This window comes from Enterobacter sp. C3_dUdeg (assembly GCF_057536195.1).
Map to the genome: position 1 here is coordinate 864,820 of NZ_BAAKFX010000001.1, position 14,997 is coordinate 879,816.

Annotated in this window: 16 protein-coding genes; 3 read left to right on the plus strand and 13 right to left on the minus strand. The window is 58.8% G+C overall.

The genetic code is table 11. The annotated features are described in order from the left end of the window. Positions 1 to 410: 410 nt before the first annotated feature. The 4 genes from AC27FC_RS04015 to AC27FC_RS04030 all read right to left on the minus strand — a co-directional run bounded on the left by AC27FC_RS04015 (position 411) and on the right by AC27FC_RS04030 (position 3,817). Positions 411 to 2,108: an NAD-dependent malic enzyme gene (locus AC27FC_RS04015; RefSeq protein WP_023311897.1), complete on the minus strand. Its 1,698-nt coding sequence runs from the start codon at positions 2,106 to 2,108 to the stop codon at positions 411 to 413. A gap of 176 nt (positions 2,109 to 2,284) precedes the next feature. After that, positions 2,285 to 2,422, minus strand: coding sequence for a stationary-phase-induced ribosome-associated protein (gene sra / locus AC27FC_RS04020; RefSeq protein WP_196354338.1), 138 nt, complete (start codon positions 2,420 to 2,422; stop codon positions 2,285 to 2,287). Positions 2,423 to 2,517: 95 nt separating this feature from the next. Beyond that, positions 2,518 to 2,733 carry a biofilm-dependent modulation protein gene (gene bdm / locus AC27FC_RS04025; protein WP_013096534.1) on the minus strand — a complete coding sequence of 72 codons (216 nt, stop codon included), beginning with the start codon at positions 2,731 to 2,733 and terminating at the stop codon, positions 2,518 to 2,520. A 232-nt stretch (positions 2,734 to 2,965) separates the two neighbouring features. After that, a complete protein-coding gene (locus AC27FC_RS04030; protein ID WP_094935009.1) occupies positions 2,966 to 3,817 on the minus strand; it encodes a Vmh family MBL fold metallo-hydrolase in 852 nt (283 codons plus the stop codon). Between the two features lie 110 nt (positions 3,818 to 3,927). Between AC27FC_RS04030 and AC27FC_RS04035 the strand changes: the two genes are divergently transcribed. Then, a complete protein-coding gene (locus AC27FC_RS04035; RefSeq protein ID WP_094935010.1) occupies positions 3,928 to 4,803 on the plus strand; it encodes a LysR family transcriptional regulator in 876 nt (291 codons plus the stop codon). 7 nt (positions 4,804 to 4,810) lie between these two features. Here AC27FC_RS04035 and AC27FC_RS04040 read toward each other — a convergent pair whose 3' ends face one another. Next, the gene (locus AC27FC_RS04040) at positions 4,811 to 5,770 is read right to left on the minus strand and encodes a hypothetical protein (protein ID WP_064672585.1); all 960 of its coding nucleotides are present in this window, start codon (positions 5,768 to 5,770) and stop codon (positions 4,811 to 4,813) included. A 116-nt stretch (positions 5,771 to 5,886) separates the two neighbouring features. On the opposite strand from AC27FC_RS04040, the gene AC27FC_RS04045 reads away from it, so the two are divergent. Beyond that, positions 5,887 to 6,315: an OsmC family protein gene (locus tag AC27FC_RS04045; protein ID WP_023311893.1), complete on the plus strand. Its 429-nt coding sequence runs from the start codon at positions 5,887 to 5,889 to the stop codon at positions 6,313 to 6,315. Between the two features lie 23 nt (positions 6,316 to 6,338). On the opposite strand, the gene AC27FC_RS04050 is transcribed toward AC27FC_RS04045, so the two are convergent. Beyond that, entirely contained in the window at positions 6,339 to 7,244 is a 906-nt protein-coding gene (locus AC27FC_RS04050) for a LysR family transcriptional regulator (RefSeq protein WP_094935012.1), read from the minus strand. 114 nt (positions 7,245 to 7,358) lie between these two features. Here AC27FC_RS04050 and AC27FC_RS04055 point away from each other — a divergent pair, with 114 nt between their 5' ends. After that, positions 7,359 to 8,108, plus strand: a complete 750-nt coding sequence (locus AC27FC_RS04055; protein WP_196354340.1) for an SDR family oxidoreductase — start codon at positions 7,359 to 7,361, stop codon at positions 8,106 to 8,108. Here the strand turns inward: AC27FC_RS04055 and AC27FC_RS04060 are convergent. Genes AC27FC_RS04060 through AC27FC_RS04090 form a run of 7 tightly spaced genes read right to left on the minus strand, consistent with a single transcriptional unit; the run spans position 8,105 to position 14,939 of the window. Further along, complete coding sequence (locus AC27FC_RS04060; RefSeq protein ID WP_196354341.1) at positions 8,105 to 9,034, minus strand: ABC transporter ATP-binding protein; 930 nt, start codon at positions 9,032 to 9,034, stop codon at positions 8,105 to 8,107. The genes AC27FC_RS04055 and AC27FC_RS04060 overlap by 4 nt on opposite strands. Beyond that, on the minus strand, positions 9,027 to 10,013 hold the full coding sequence (locus AC27FC_RS04065; protein WP_033145622.1) for an ABC transporter ATP-binding protein: 987 nt from the start codon (positions 10,011 to 10,013) through the stop codon (positions 9,027 to 9,029). Before AC27FC_RS04065 ends, AC27FC_RS04060 begins: the two co-directional genes overlap by 8 nt. After that, a complete protein-coding gene (ddpC, locus tag AC27FC_RS04070) occupies positions 10,013 to 10,906 on the minus strand; it encodes a D,D-dipeptide ABC transporter permease (RefSeq protein ID WP_029740902.1) in 894 nt (297 codons plus the stop codon). Before ddpC ends, AC27FC_RS04065 begins: the two co-directional genes overlap by 1 nt. Then, the gene (locus tag AC27FC_RS04075; protein ID WP_033145620.1) at positions 10,903 to 11,925 is read right to left on the minus strand and encodes an ABC transporter permease; all 1,023 of its coding nucleotides are present in this window, start codon (positions 11,923 to 11,925) and stop codon (positions 10,903 to 10,905) included. Before AC27FC_RS04075 ends, ddpC begins: the two co-directional genes overlap by 4 nt. A 23-nt stretch (positions 11,926 to 11,948) precedes the next feature. Continuing rightward, positions 11,949 to 13,481, minus strand: coding sequence for an ABC transporter substrate-binding protein (locus AC27FC_RS04080; RefSeq protein ID WP_143346969.1), 1,533 nt, complete (start codon positions 13,479 to 13,481; stop codon positions 11,949 to 11,951). A gap of 15 nt (positions 13,482 to 13,496) precedes the next feature. Beyond that, positions 13,497 to 14,072, minus strand: a complete 576-nt coding sequence (gene ddpX, locus AC27FC_RS04085; protein ID WP_023311885.1) for a D-alanyl-D-alanine dipeptidase — start codon at positions 14,070 to 14,072, stop codon at positions 13,497 to 13,499. Between the two features lie 12 nt (positions 14,073 to 14,084). Beyond that, positions 14,085 to 14,939, minus strand: a complete 855-nt coding sequence (locus AC27FC_RS04090; RefSeq protein ID WP_196354343.1) for a MurR/RpiR family transcriptional regulator — start codon at positions 14,937 to 14,939, stop codon at positions 14,085 to 14,087. Between the last annotated feature and the right edge of the window lie 58 nt (positions 14,940 to 14,997).

A 14,997-nucleotide genomic window follows, 5' to 3' on the forward strand; every position in this document is an offset into this window, starting at 1 on the left:
GAGTTACAGGCATGTTTATGCCTCGTCAAACATCGCTGACGATAACTCAGTAAGCCCGAGAGAAGGGATTTCAGGGGTTGGTGTCTTCGCTCAAGCAGAAGTTATCGCAGCACGATACCGATAACGCTTGAGCTGGTGCGATCACCAAATGTATGTGAAACATTGAAAATTTCACAGTACAGCATAATTGGCCTCCTTATATATTCAGTAGGTTAATGGATGAAGGGAGTGTAGCGGGGGAAAAGGGGTTTGGCTAGTGGGTATTCAATGGTGCGGTCTGATGCCCTCACCCTAACCCTCTCCCACAGGGAGAGGGAAAACACCCCGCCCGTAGGCCCGGTAAGCGAAGCGCCACCGGGCGATTGGACCGCACTGCGTCTCCCTGTGGAAAAGGGAACGGTCAAAGCGAATTAAATCGAGGTACGACGATAGCTGCGGTATTCAGGTTTCCAGAAGTTGTCGTCGATGGCCTGCTGCAGCGCGTCGGCAGAGGTTTTCACCGCCACGCCCTGCTGCTGCGCCATTTTACCTACCGCGAACGCGATAGCGCGCGACACCTTGTGAATGTCTTTCAGCTCCGGCAGCACCAGCCCTTCACCGTTGTTGACCAGCGGCGAGTAGCCCGCGAGGGTTTCGCTCGCCGACATCAGCATCTCATCGGTAATGCGGGACGCGCCGGAGGCGATCACGCCCAGCCCAATGCCCGGGAAGATGTAAGAGTTGTTGCACTGGGCGATCGGATAGGTTTTATCCTTCCACACCACCGGGTCGAACGGGCTGCCGGTCGCGACCAGCGCGTTACCTTCGGTCCAGGCGATGATGTCCTGCGGCGTCGCCTCCACGCGGGAGGTCGGGTTGGAAAGCGGCATCACGATAGGGCGTTCGCAGTGCTTGTGCATCTCGCGAATGATCTCTTCGGTGAAGAGACCGGTTTGCCCGGAAACGCCGATCAGAATATCCGGCTTCACGTTGCGCACCACGTCCAGCAGGGAAAGGACTTCGTTGTCGGTATCCCAGTTTTTCAGGTTCTCGCGCTTCTGCACCAGCTTGTTCTGGAACGGCAGCAGGTTCGGCATAGCGTCGGTCAGCAGGCCGAAACGGTCAACCATAAAGACGCGGGAGCGGGCCAGCTCTTCGCTTAAGCCTTCGCGCTGCGTCTGGGCGATGATCTGCTCGGCGATACCACAGCCCGCAGAGCCAGCGCCCAGGAAGACGATTTTCTGGTAGCTCAGCTGGCTGCCGGCTGCGCGGCTGGCAGCGATAAGCGTACCCACGGTCACGGCCGCGGTGCCCTGGATGTCGTCGTTAAAGGAGCAGATCTCATCGCGATAGCGGTTCAGCAGCGGCATCGCGTTTTTCTGCGCGAAGTCTTCAAACTGCAGCAGAACGTCCGGCCAGCGGTGCTTCACGGCCTGAATGAAATCGTCGACAAACTGATAGTACTCGTCGTCGGTAATGCGCGGATGGCGCCAGCCCATATAGAGCGGATCGTTGAGCAACTGCTGGTTGTTGGTCCCGACGTCCAGCACCACCGGCAGGGTATACGCCGGGCTGATGCCGCCGCAGGCGGTGTAGAGAGAGAGTTTACCGATAGGGATCCCCATCCCGCCAATGCCCTGGTCGCCGAGGCCGAGAATACGTTCGCCGTCGGTCACCACAATCACTTTGATATTGTGGTTCGGCACGTTCTGCAGAATATCGTCCATGTTGTGGCGGTTCTGATAGGAGATGAAAACCCCGCGTGAACGACGGTAGATCTCTGAGAAACGCTCGCAGGCCGCACCCACCGTCGGGGTGTAGATCACCGGCATCATCTCTTCGAGATGGTTCTGCACCAGGCGATAGAAGAGGGTTTCATTGGTGTCCTGAATGTTGCGCAGGTAGATGTGCTTGTCGATTTCGGTTTTGAAACCCTGATACTGGATCCACGCGCGCTCCGCCTGTTCTTCAATGGTTTCAACCACTTCGGGCAGTAAACCCAGCAGATTAAAGCTGCTGCGCTCTTCCATGCTGAAGGCGCTGCCTTTGTTGAGCAGGGGGAATTCGAGTAAAACCGGTCCGGCGTATGGGATGTATAAGGAACGATGTTTTTTCAGTTTGTTGTCCATGTCACTCACTCTTTTTATGAAGATCCGTCCCTGACACTGCTGTTTGTCATCTTTCTGGCCTGTGCGATGGGGTGCGGTCAGGCGGTATTATAAAGGAGCTAAATATTAATTACCGCAACACATAAACAAAAACACCATCGGGATTACCGATGGTGTTCTGGATCTCAGTCTGGAACTTACTTGCCGGCGTGGCGTTTTCTGCCGGTGGCGTGAGTGACCTGCGTTTCGTGGTCGCCTTCAATCACCACTTTACGCTGATTTGAAATCTTGTAATTCAGTCCCAGAATATGGCGTGCCTGACGGTTCGATTTCATGTTAACTCCTCAATCCTGTTGATAGTTTTAAGGACCAGTTTGCTCACGCAAACGAAATGTAACCCCTTAGGTTGCAGATCCAGCTTAGCAGGTTTTTACAAGGGTGCGTTTTGCCCGCTGACGACGTAGTTAATAGTCTGCTGGTAGATGTCACTGAGGATGTCATTATCCGTGGATTCCACCCACTTGGTCAGTTCCATCAAAATGTCATCTTCAGTCACAGCACCGTGCTCGGCGTGAAGACCCTGCGCAATCGCGTTAACGAGTTCAGGTTGTGCTGCTGCAGTATTAGCCGGGTAATAAGTAAACATGCTGCCTCCGTGTCGTTGTCTGTTTAATGGTACGGCTCGCAAAAAATTTAATTCATAAACAGAATGGCAAATATTTTCCCGGTTGTGGTTCAGATTCATCTTAGAAATAAAAATGACATAAGTGCATGCTTTTATGCACTTTTAAAAGGTGTGGCTATATCGACGGGTAACGGCGGGGATATTTTGGCGGGGCTCCTGCTATCGCGGAAATATAGCAGGATCCGTTTTTAAATTACCACTTCATTTCGCCAGTATTCACTTTGGCGCTTAATTCCAGCGAGCTTTCATCAGCCAGGCCCGGATACTGTTTTTTCAGGGTATTGATAACGCCTGCGGAATCTTTATGCGCGGCTAAAGCCTTTTCAAAGCGCTGCAGATAGTCGCGGGTAAACTCAATCGCGCCAGTGCCCGCTGGTGGGGTGCCCAGATAGTGGCCCGGGATCACGCGCTCAGGTTTGTGCGCGGCCATATTCTCCAGCGTTTCCTGCCACTGCTTGCGGCTTTCCGGCGTCTGGGTGTCTGCCGTCCAGACGTGAATACCCCAGGCTACCCCGGTGCCGCCGAGGATCGTTTTTGCCGACGGGATCCACACATAGGCCGCATAGCTGTCTGGCTGTTCGATGTCGACCTTTTCCCCGTCAACCATGAACGTGGTGGAGGCAAGCACCTGCGGGAGGACCAGCTCCGTTGGCGCGCCGTCCTTCATCTGCGGCCCCCAGAAAGCGAGCTTGGCGTCTTTGGTGGCTTTAATATGGTCAACCACATGCTGCGTGGCCACTACTTTAGCGTTCGGGAAGGCTTTGACCAGCGGCTGCAGGCCAAAATAGAAATCCGGATCGCCGGAGGTGATCACAATCTTATTCAGGGTTTTACCGCTGCGGCGAATTTTCTCTACCAGCGCTTCGCCATCCTTCACGCTGAACTGCGCGTCAAACAGCACCGCCTCTTTCGGGCCGGAAACCAGCGTGGAGGAGACCGGGAAAATGCCTTTTTCCTGCGGGTTATAGGTATCAATGGTCAACGGCGCGGCAAAAACCGCAGGAGTGAAAAGGGTGGAAAGCAGGGCAAGGTGAGTGAATTTCATGCTGTTGTCTCTGTTGTTCAGGAATGTCTCTATTGTACGGATATTCGCATTTGCCAGAATTCCTGAAACAAGACATGCTTAGTTTCATAAATCGAGCAAATGGAGCTTATATGGATCGCGTTATCGCCGCTCAGGTCTACAACCGGATATGCGAGCTGGGCAGTTTGAGCGCGGCGGCCCGCGCGTTGGGCATTTCCCGACCGATGGTGAGCCGCTACCTTGAACAAATGGAGAAGTGGGCGGGAACGCGGCTGGTAAACCGCTCCACGCGCAAGCTGACGCTGACCGCGGCAGGGGAAAAGGTGCTGCAAAAAACGCGGACGCTCTCGCAGATTTCGCAGGAAATCGAGGGCCAGTCTGAGAAAGATCTGCCGTCCGGCACGCTGCGGGTGGCCTGCGCCCATTTTACCGCCATGCACCTGATTGCGCCGGTCCTGCCTGAGCTGCTCTTGAGCTACCCGCAGCTGCGCATCGAGCTGGACGTGAATAACCACCCGGTCAGCCTGGTGGGAGAGCGCATTGATGTCGCCGTGCGCATTACCGACAACCCCGAACCCGGCATGATTGCCCGCCGGCTGGGGGAGTGTCGCTCGGTGCTTTGCGCCTCGCCGGCGTATCTGGCACAGCACGGTATCCCCGTCAGCCCTGAAGAATTAGCGCAGCACAACTGTCTGCACTACAGCTTTTTTGCCGGGCAGTCCTGGCACTTTCTAACGCCGGAAGGGGAAAGCCTGAGCGTGGCCGTCAGCGGCAACCTGAGCGCCAGCATCTCTTCGCTGTTGATGGACGCGGCGATTAAGCACTGCGGTATCGCCATGCTGCCGGAGCGCGAAGCGTCTGCCGCGCTGGAACAGGGATTGCTGGTGCCGGTACTGGAGGCGCTTGAGCCGAAACCGCTTGCCATCCATGGCATTTATCAGTCCCGGGAATACCAGCCTGCCGCGCTGCGCGTGTTCCTTGACGAACTGTCGCGCTACCTGGCATAAGAAAGGATTACTTCGCCTTTAGCCAGGGAGACGTCGTGCTCCAGAAAATAATATCGGCACCGAGATAACTTTCGCCGAAGCGGACAAATTCCGCTTTGGTGAACGGTTTTCCGGTCTGAGGATCCTTATAGGTCAGGGTCGGCTCCTGAACCGCCATGGCGATGAGCGGCAGCGTCTGTTTATTTTTATGGAAGAAGGGATAGGCATTCTTCATGTGTGCCTTGCGGTTGGGAACAATGTCCGGCCCACCCAGGCCGATGTTGTTGGCGCTGGCATACGCAAACAGACGCCCCATGTAGTTGTGGTCGTTATCCCATTCGCACGGCCAGAAGTTCACGTACTGCACCACGTGAGATTTCTGAAAAGCCTTTCGCGCAAAGGCCAGGTTTTCCATTTCACCCGCGAAATAGCCGTCGCAGGTAAACCCGACGGGCGGATTTTTTTCGTCGAGATCAATGGCGGTTTCGGGCAGGTTTACCCCATACACCTCGCCATCAAAGCGTTTCGCGAGGGCGGCCAGCAGTGCCTGGTAGCGCTGGCGCACGGCGGGATCCCACTGACGCGCCACCCATCCTGAACCGACCGGCTTGCCTTCGCCGGGGTTATCGAACTGCGGCGCAATCCCGCCACCGTACTGCGTGTCGCGCATCAGATAGTCCGGAACGTAGCGGGCGTCCGGCTCAAAGAAACGATCCTGGATTTGAATAAAGAGTTTTTTTCCGGCGGCCTTAACGCGCGCCAGATCCTGCTCAATCCGCGAGAAGTCATAGCTGTCCTTCTCGGGTTCCAGCAGGCGCCAGTTGTAAACGATCTGCACGCCGCCGATATCGCTTCGCGCAACAAGCGGAAACGCCGCGTCGAGATCGCCCGAGCTGGTATAGATAAAGTTCTCCGGCGTTTTCGCCAGTGAAGAGAGCGACAGAGCCAGCGTGGTGACGGCAACGGCCATCCTGATTTTTAGGGCCATAATCTTTATCCTTTTTGTCGGTACAGCAGGTGAAAGTCCTGGAATTGTCTGTGTTCCAGGGTGGGTCAGATGCGTAGTCTATACTTAACCCTTTGTAAGCCAAAAGGAGAGCAAGAATGACTATTCATAAGCACGGTTCGGCACACTGGTCTGGCGACATTAAGCGCGGAAAAGGAACGGTTTCCACCGAGAGCGGCGTTCTCAATCAGCAGCCTTATGGTTTCAATACCCGCTTTGAGGGCGAAAAGGGGACCAACCCCGAAGAGCTGATTGGCGCGGCACATGCGGCCTGCTTCTCAATGGCGCTGTCGCTGATGCTCGGCGAAGCGGGCTATACCGCCGATTCCATTGATACCACCGCGGACGTCTCTCTGGATAAAACCGACGGCGGCTTTGCCATCACTAAAGTTGCCCTGAAAAGCAAGGTGACCGTTCCCGGCATCGCTCCACAGCAGTTCGACGGCATTATTCAGAAAGCAAAAGCGGGATGTCCGGTCTCGCAGCTCCTGAAAGCTGAGATTACGCTGGACTATAAGCTCAATTAAGCCACAGCCGGGTTTGCGCCCGGCTATCCCTTCAGCGCGGCGGGGAACACCTCCGCCAGCCAGGCAATAAACACCTTCAGTCTGTGCGTCAAATGCCGGTTCTGCGGGTAAACCACATGAAACGGATACGCGGCAGGGCGCCAGTCGCCCAGGATCGCCGCCAGCGTGCCCGTCTGCAAATACGCCTTTGCCGAATACTCAAAGGTCTGAACGATCCCCAGCCCCGCCGCGGCAGCCGCCAGATGGGCATTACTTTCATTGACGCCGAGATAGTGCGGAATGTTGATTTCCAGCGCCTCGCCGTTCTGCCGGAAGCGAAACGGAAAGGGCCGTCCGGTGACGGGCGAGAGATAGCTAATCAGCTTGTGGCCGTTGCGCAGCTCCTGCGGATAGGCCGGGACGCCGTGATTTTTCAGGTAACCCGGCGTCGCGCAGGTGACCATTTCGGCGTTACCGAGATGACGGGCGATGAGGGTTGAGTCGTCCAGCGGCCCGCCGCGGATCACGCAGTCTACGTTACCGCTGATGAGATCGACCGGCCGGTCGGCCACGCCAAGGTCGATGCGGATCTCAGGGTAGCGCTGCATAAATTCCGGAAGCAGAGGGATGAGCACGTCCCGGGCGGTGGAGCCGCCCACGTCAACCCGCAAATGCCCTTTTGGCGTCGCGCGGGAAACGCGAAACGAGGTGTCGATATCTTCGATATCAATCAGCACCCTGAGCGCTTTTTCATAGTATTCCATCCCTTCAGGCGTCGCGACCACCCGGCGAGTGGTCCGGTGCAGAAGGCGTATCTCCAGGTGCGACTCAAGCGATTTGACCAGCTTGCTCAGCGTGGCGATCGGCATATTCAGCGAGTCCGCCGCGCGGGTAAAGCTGCCGGACTCCACGACCCGCGTAAAGGCGCGCATCGCCATGAGCTGGTCCATGATGACCTCGGATTATTTCTGTTTGTGAATAGTCATTTTCATTTTTGCCCGTTTTTCACTAATGCCGCAAGGGCTAAAGTTTGTCCAACGCAAACCCAACAAAAGGTAAATGACATGAACACGACTCTTTCAGGAAAAATTGCACTGGTCACCGGCGGCAGCACCGGCATTGGTCTTGCCACAGCGCAGGAGCTGGCGGCGCAGGGCGCGAAGGTCTACATCACCGGTCGTCGTCAGGCCGAGCTGGACGCGGCGGTGGCGGAAATTGCTTCAACCGCAGTGGGCATTCGCGCGGACGCCTCAAAGCTTGCCGATCTGGATGAGGTTTATGCCCGGATAGCCAAAGAAGAAGGCCGTCTTGATATCCTGTTCGCCAATGCCGGTGGCGGCGATATGCTGCCGCTGGGCGCGATCACCGAAGAGCAGTTTGACCGGATTTTTGGCACCAACGTGCGCGGAGTGCTGTTCACGGTGCAGAAGGCGCTGCCGCTGCTGTCCGCCGGATCGTCGATTATTCTGACCGGATCGACGGTGTCCATTAAAGGGACGGCCAACTTCAGCGTCTACAGCGCCAGCAAGGCCGCCGTGCGCAACTTTGCCCGCTCCTGGGCGCTGGATTTGCAGGGCCGCGGGATCCGTATCAACGTGGTGAGCCCGGGCCCGATCAAAACGCCAGGTCTCGGCGATCTGGTGCCGGAAGAGCACCGTCAGGGGCTGTACGACGCGCTGGCCGCGCAGGTACCGCTGGGGCGTTTAGGCGCGCCGGGTGAGGTGGGGAAAGCGGTGGCGTTTCTGGCCTCCGACGCGGCCAGCTTTATTAACGCCACCGAGCTGTTTGTGGACGGCGGAATGGCGCAAATCTAACCCAGACTGCGCCAGCAGCGCACGTTACGGCCCTCGCGTGAGGGCTGTAGCGGCTGCGGCTGTTCACACCCCTGCGCTGCTATCGGACAACGGTCGCGGAAAAAACAGCCTTCGGGCAGATGACGATTGCCGGGAAGCTCCGTTTTGCGCAACGCCAGATTTTCATCGAGCGGTTCACCGGTGCGGGGAACCGAGTCGAGCAACAGACGGGTATAGGGATGGCGCGGCTCGCCAAGCACCTGCGCGGCGCTGCCCAGCTCCACAATCTGCCCGAGGTACATCACCGCCACCCGGTCGCTCATGTGTCTGACCACCGAGACGTTATGCGAAATTAACACGTAGGTCAGATTACGCTGCTGCTGCAGGTTCACCAGCAGGTTGAGGATTTGCGCCTGCACGGAGATATCCAGCGCGCTGGTGGGTTCATCAAGCACGATAATATCGGGGTCGGACGACAGCGCCCGGGCGATGGCGATGCGCTGGCGCTGCCCGCCGGAGAAGGCGTGCGGAAGCCTGTCGAGATATTCCGGGCGAATGCCCACCTGCAGCGCCAGGTTTTCTGCCAGCTGGCGGCGTTCGCGTTCGCTGCTGCGTTTTTGCACCCACACCGGCTCGGTGATGATGCGCCAGACCGGCAATCGCGGGTCGAGGGAGGAGAGCGGATCCTGAAACACCATCTGCATGCCGCCCGCGTGGTGCGCCCGCTGGCACGCGCCGGTGCTGGGCTTAAGCATGCCCATCAGCAGCTGGGCCAGCGTGCTTTTCCCGCAGCCGGACTCACCGACAATGCCCAGCGTTTCCCCGCGACGGATCTGGAGATCGAGCCCGTTGAGGGCATGGACCTGTTCCGTTACGCGGCCCAGCCAGTTTTTGCGCGCCGCAAAGTTCACGTGCACGCTATCCAGTTCCAGCAGTACATCAGACATGGTGTTTCTCCCGTTGTGGATACCAGCAGGCAGCCTGTTGGCCTTCTGCGCCATTGGGCTGTAAGCGCGGCGTTTCGCTGCATTTCGCCCCAGCGGCAAAGCAGCGCTCGCGGAAGGCGCAACCCTGCGGAAGCTGGCTGAGGTTGGGCACCGTGCCGGGAATGGCGGGAAGCAGGTCGCGCGGCTGGCCGTTTTCCGGGGCGCACCGCAGCAGGCCGATGGAATAGGGATGCACGGGGCGGTGGATCAGCGTTTGCGTGGCACCGCTCTCGATCACGCTGCCCGCATACATCACGTACATTCTGTCGCAAAGCTGCGACACCACGGCCATATCATGGCTGATAAACAACACCGAGGTACCGCTGGCCCGCGCCTTATGCTTCAGCAGGCGCAGCACCTGGAGCTGGACGGTAACGTCCAGCGCGGTGGTCGGTTCGTCGGCAATGATCAGCTCCGGCTCGCAGGAGAAGGCAAGGGCGATCATCACCCGCTGGCGCATGCCGCCGGAGAGTTCAAACGGATAACGCTCCATGACCTGCTTCGCGTCCGGGATTTGCATCTCTTCCAGCAGGGTAATCGCCTTCTGCTGCGCCTCGCGCCGCGAAAGCGGCTGATGCTGGCGGATCACCTCCACCATCTGTTTGCCAATCCGCCGCGTCGGGTTGAGGGCGGTCATGGGCTCCTGAAAAATCATCGCCACTCGTGCACCGCGCCACTGGCGAAGCTGCTTCTCGGACGCCGTCAGGACGTTTTCGCCGAGTAACTTCACCTGACCGTGATGAATGCGGTAGCTCCCTTCCGGCAGCAGCCGCATGGCGAGCATGGCGGTCACGGATTTACCCGACCCCGACTCACCCACCACGCCGACAATTTCGCCCCTGCCGATCTCCAGCGAGACGTGGTTCAGCGCGTGGACCTCACCGCGAAAAATCGGGAAGCTCAGGTGCAGGTCCTCAATACGTAATACCGGTTCGGTCATTACTGTTTTCCTCCCGATTTCGGATCCAGCAGATCGCGGATACCGTCGCCAAACAGGTTAAAGCCCACGGCGGTAATCAAAATCGCCGCACCGGGAAAGGCGCAGTACCACCACTGGTCCAGGACGTAGTTACGGCCAACGGCCACCATCGCCCCCCATTCGGCGGTGGGCTGCTGCGCGCCCAGGCCGATAAACCCCAGCGTGGCGGCCATCAGAATGGCGCTGCCGATGTCCAGCGAAGCCTGCACAATCAGCGGCGGCAGGGCGTTGCGCAGGATATGCCAGCGGATCAAATGCCAGCGGGACGCGCCAAAGGTGCGGGCGGCCTGGACGTAGGTAAACTGGCGCACCACCAGGGTTTGCCCGCGCGCCAGGCGGACGTAAAACGGGATGCGGACAATCGCAATCGCCAGCATGGCGTTAAACAGGCTCGGACCGAGCGCGGCGGCCAGCGCCATAGTCAGCACCAGGGAGGGAATGGAGAGCATAATGTCCATCACCCGCATGATGATGGCGTCGCCGCGCCCGCCCAGTACGCCGGAAAAACAGCCCAGCAGTGAGCCAATGCCGCCCGCAATCGCCACCACCGCCAGCCCGGCGGTAATCGACTGCTGGCTGCCCGTCAGCACGCGGCTGAACAGGTCGCGTCCCACCTCATCGGTACCAAACCAGTGTTGCGCAGACGGCGCCTGCAGGCGGGCGGTCAAATCCAGCGCGTTCGGGTCATGCGGCACAATCCACGGCGAAGCCACCATCAGGAAGAGCATCGCAATCATAATGACGCCGCCAACGATCGTGAGCGGGCTTTGACGCAGCATCCAGAACAGCTTTGCCCAGTTGATGCGTTGTCCGGCGGTTTTAGCCGGGACGGGCGTTTCCTGCGTTAACATCATTCGGCACCTCCGCGCCCGATTCGCGGGTCAATCCACAGGTAAAGCAGATCGACCACCAGATTAACCAGCACGTAGGCCAGCGAAACGACGACGGCAAACCCCATTACGGCAGGGAAATCGAGCGCCTGAATGGATGTCACCACCCAGGCGCCCATGCCCGGCCAGGCAAAGACGGTTTCGGTCAGCACGGCGCCGTAAAGCAGATCGCCCAGCGCCAGCCCGAGCACGGTAATGGACGGGATCATCGCATTCGGCAGGGCGTAGCGCAGGACGATGTACCAGCCGGGCAGGCCGCTGGCGCGCGCGGTGCGGATGTAGTCCTCGCTGAGCTGTTCCAGCATCGCCGAACGGACCTGGCGCGCCACGATCCCCAGGTGAACAAACGCCAGCGTCAGCGAGGGTAAAATCAGGTGCTGAAGCGCGTTGAAAAAGACCTCACCGTTGCCCTCCAGCAGCGCGTCCAGCAGATAAAAGCCGGTGACGTGCGTCGGCGGATCGAGCCAGTCGTCCAGCCTGCCGCCGCCCGGCAGGATCTGCAGGTGCCCGTAGAACAGTACGATGACGCCCAGCCCGAGCCAGAAGGCCGGCGTGGAGATCCCGGTCATCGCCATTAAACGCACCAGGTGATCCAGCCAGCGGTTGCGGTACACCGCCGACAAAATCCCCAGCGGCACGCCGATGACCAGCGCCAGCAGCAGAGAACAAAAGGCCAGCTCCAGCGTGGCGGGGAAAAAGGCCTTCAGGTCTTCCGCGACCGGGCGTCCGGTGCGGATGGACGTGCCTAAATCACCGTGGGCCAGAGCGTCCACGTAGCGGCCAAACTGCACATACAGGGGCTGGTCCAGCCCTAGCTGCTGGCGAATGTTCTGCACGATTTCGTCGCTGGCGCGGTCGCCGGCCAGCAGACGGGCCGGATCGCCGGGGATCAGGTGTGAAATAATAAAGGTGATAATACAGACACCGGCCACCACCAGGATTAACCCCCAGCAGCGCTGGCGCACTATGCTCCAGAACGTCATACGCTTTCTCCCGGCGAGAACCGTTATTTGCTCATGGTGGCGATGTTGAACACCTGCTCGAGCATCGGATTAAAGGTGAAGCCTTTGACCTCTTTGTTCATCGCCAGCTGGTAATTTTTCTGGAACAGATAAACGTAGGCCGCCTCGTCGATAACCACCTTTTGCGCCTGCTGGTAATCTTTGGTGCGTTCCGCCTGGTCGGTGGTTTTCAGCGCGGCCTGCAGCAGCGAATCAACCTCTTTGTTCTCATAGAACGAGCGGTTGCCCGGCAGCCCTTTTTTGTCCGATTCGAACCAGTAGTTCATGAACATGTACGGGTCGGCAAAATCCGGGCTCCAGTTGCCGATGGCAATGTCGTAATCGCCTTTTCCGACGCGGTCGCGCATGGTGGCGTTGGCCAGTTTTTCCAGCTTGACGCTAATGCCGATCTTGCCGAGGCTGGCCTGAGTGGAGAGGGCGATAGGCTCCCAGTTCGGATCGTTGTCCGAGTAGAGGAAGGTCAGGCTGGCGGGTTTGTCTTTGACCTTCTCCAGCGCGGCTTTAGCTTTGGCCTCGTCAAAGCTGTACTGCATTGCCGTGGCGTCAAAGCCCCACATGCCTTCCGGGATCGGGCCGCGCATCTGCTTGCCGTTGCCGCTCAGAATGCCTTTCACCATCCCCTGGTAATCCGTCGCCCAGGAGATGGCCCGGCGTAAATCCACCTGATTGAGCGGCGCTTTGCTGTTGTTGAGATAGAGGTAAGTCACGCGCAGGGACGGGTATTCTGCGACGGCGACTTTACCTTCCTGCTTCAGGGCCGCAAGCTGATCGACCGGCAGGGAGTCGGCAATATCCAGATCGCCGCGGGAAAGCTGCAGTCGGCGCGAGGCGCTCTCACCGATAATTTTCACCGAAACGCGCTTAAAGTGCGGCTTTTCACCCTGCCAGTGGGGGTTAGGGACCAGAATCAGCTGCTGGCCTTTCTGCCAGCTTTTCAGCATAAACGGCCCGGAACCGGCGGTGTTTTGCGCCAGAAAACCGCGCGCATCGTCCGCCGCGTTGGCCTTCAGCACCGCCGGGTTAATGATGGACGCCCCGTCGTTTGCCAGCGTGTAGAGGAAAGGCGCGAAGGGCTGGCTGAGGGTGAACTTCACCGTATGGTCATCGACGGCATCAATTTTCAGGTCTTTCGGGAAGGCTTCAGACGGCCCCTGGCCGAGCTTCAGCAGGCGCTCAAAGGAGAGTTTTACCGCCTCGGCGGTGACCGGCGTGCCGTCGGAAAATTTCGCGTTATCCGCCAGGGTAAAGGTCCACTCTTTCTGGTCTTCAGACGCCTTCCAGCCCGTCGACAGATCGCCTTCCACCTCGGTAGAGCCCGGCTTGTACTTGACCAGACGCTGGTAGGACGGATAGGTGACGGTCCAGTCGTTGTTATCAATGGTGATGGCAGGATCGAGCGTTTGCGGGTCGGCGGCTTTACCGATCGCCAGCATGTCTTTCGGAACGGCAGCCAGCGCCAGCGGGGCGCTCAGGGCCAGCGTGGCGGCGATCAAGGTCGAGACAAGCGATGTTTTCATGGCAGTGCTCCAGGTTTAAAGAGAAGTGTGCGTCAGGGGAAAACAGGCAAAACGGTCGTCAAGCAGCGGGTAGCTGGCGGCGTTCGGCAGTTCGAAGTGCCACCATTCGCTGCTGATACCCACAAAACCACCGCCGAACATGATGGCGTTCAACAGCAGACGGTTGCGCTGGGCGTGCGGCGGCACGGAGGGGTGATACGGATGCGAGCGGTCGTGCATTTCGTCAAAACCGGCCCCCATATCCAGCACGGCGTTATGTTCATCCATCAGGGTGACGTCGATGGCCGTACCGCGGCTGTGATTGGAGCCAATCGCCACGTCGACCACGTATTCCGGGTTAGGGCAGGCATCCCACAGCTGAGCCTGCGCCTGCTGCGGCCGATAGGCGTCGTACACCACCAGCTTCAGCCCGGCCAGCGAGGCAATGCTGATGGCTTTTGCCAGCGCGGTGGCCGCGTCGGTATGCAGCAGGCACAGCGCCTCCTGATAGATCGGGCGGCCGGTGATGTTGTCGGCGGTGGCGTACTTCAGATCGATATGCAGCGTGGGAAACGTCTTCGCCACATCAATCAGTTCACTCTCTTCGGGCATAGCTCCGCTCCTTTAGCGTTCGAATTGACCAAACTCTTGTTGTAATTGCCGGTTTACCGCCAGACGCGCCGGGAGCGTCTCACCCAGCGCCTCCACCACGCCCGACAGCAGCAGGTTGAACAGACAGCTCACGGGGGCAAGTGAATCCCAGAAGTGACCGGTATCGGTTTTCACCTGCAGTAAATCCATCGGGTAATCCCGCGCCCACGGGCACCAGATATCGGTGATTAAGGCCAGCGGAATGCCTTTCTCGCTGGCGACGCGGCAGTACTGGCGGGCCATCGCGGAGTAGGTGCGCGTATCGGTCAGCACGACGTACGGATGCGAAAAGCCCGAGTTAAGAGATTCCACCCAGCTGCCGGAAGCGCCTTCCGAATAGCTCACGCGCGGGCGGAGGTACTCGAGGTGGCTGAAGAAGGCGTTGGCAATCCCGCGCGTGGACTGGATCCCCAGCACAAACACCGCGTCGGCGTGGGCGAGGTTGTGTACCACCTGACGGAAGGCGTCCGTTTGCGCCAGCTGGTACACCTGCGTGATGGCATCCACTTCCAGCGACAGGGCATGCTGAAGGCGGCTGGAAAGGGGGCGCTGCTGCTGCCAGGAGTCCAGCCGCTCGTTCATGCCCCAGGGCTGATACGGATCGCGCAGGCTCTTTTTGGCATCTTCCAGGTTGCGATACCCCAGCTTGCGCAGGAAGCGTCCGACGGTAATTCCGCTGGTCCCGCTCGCCTGACCGATGCTCTCCGCCGTTTCAAACGGGATTTGCGCCGCGTGCGCCAGCAGCCAGCTTCCGACCCGCTTTTCGCTGGGCGTGAGCTGGCTGAACGTCGCTTCGATACGGCTCAACATCTCAGGTTTCGTCGTCATACCGCCTCGCTGTTAACAGGCTGTCAATGGCCGAATTTTTGTTACCTGGTTAACAATG

Excerpts from the sequence above, each read along its gene's own strand:
- AC27FC_RS04015 (WP_023311897.1), bottom strand. The coding sequence starts at position 2,108 with ATGGACAACAAACTGAAAAAACATCGTTCCTTATACATCCCATACGCC.
- AC27FC_RS04065 (WP_033145622.1), bottom strand. The coding sequence starts at position 10,013 with ATGACCGAACCGGTATTACGTATTGAGGACCTGCACCTGAGCTTCCCG.
- AC27FC_RS04035 (WP_094935010.1), top strand. The coding sequence starts at position 3,928 with ATGGATCGCGTTATCGCCGCTCAGGTCTACAACCGGATATGCGAGCTG.
- sra (WP_196354338.1), bottom strand. The coding sequence starts at position 2,422 with ATGAAATCGAACCGTCAGGCACGCCATATTCTGGGACTGAATTACAAG.
- AC27FC_RS04050 (WP_094935012.1), bottom strand. The coding sequence starts at position 7,244 with ATGGACCAGCTCATGGCGATGCGCGCCTTTACGCGGGTCGTGGAGTCC.
- ddpC (WP_029740902.1), bottom strand. The coding sequence starts at position 10,906 with ATGATGTTAACGCAGGAAACGCCCGTCCCGGCTAAAACCGCCGGACAA.
- ddpX (WP_023311885.1), bottom strand. The coding sequence starts at position 14,072 with ATGCCCGAAGAGAGTGAACTGATTGATGTGGCGAAGACGTTTCCCACG.
- AC27FC_RS04045 (WP_023311893.1), top strand. The coding sequence starts at position 5,887 with ATGACTATTCATAAGCACGGTTCGGCACACTGGTCTGGCGACATTAAG.
- AC27FC_RS04040 (WP_064672585.1), bottom strand. The coding sequence starts at position 5,770 with ATGGCCCTAAAAATCAGGATGGCCGTTGCCGTCACCACGCTGGCTCTG.
- AC27FC_RS04060 (WP_196354341.1), bottom strand. The coding sequence starts at position 9,034 with ATGTCTGATGTACTGCTGGAACTGGATAGCGTGCACGTGAACTTTGCG.
- AC27FC_RS04080 (WP_143346969.1), bottom strand. The coding sequence starts at position 13,481 with ATGAAAACATCGCTTGTCTCGACCTTGATCGCCGCCACGCTGGCCCTG.
- AC27FC_RS04090 (WP_196354343.1), bottom strand. The coding sequence starts at position 14,939 with ATGACGACGAAACCTGAGATGTTGAGCCGTATCGAAGCGACGTTCAGC.
- bdm (WP_013096534.1), bottom strand. The coding sequence starts at position 2,733 with ATGTTTACTTATTACCCGGCTAATACTGCAGCAGCACAACCTGAACTC.
- AC27FC_RS04055 (WP_196354340.1), top strand. The coding sequence starts at position 7,359 with ATGAACACGACTCTTTCAGGAAAAATTGCACTGGTCACCGGCGGCAGC.
- AC27FC_RS04030 (WP_094935009.1), bottom strand. The coding sequence starts at position 3,817 with ATGAAATTCACTCACCTTGCCCTGCTTTCCACCCTTTTCACTCCTGCG.
- AC27FC_RS04075 (WP_033145620.1), bottom strand. The coding sequence starts at position 11,925 with ATGACGTTCTGGAGCATAGTGCGCCAGCGCTGCTGGGGGTTAATCCTG.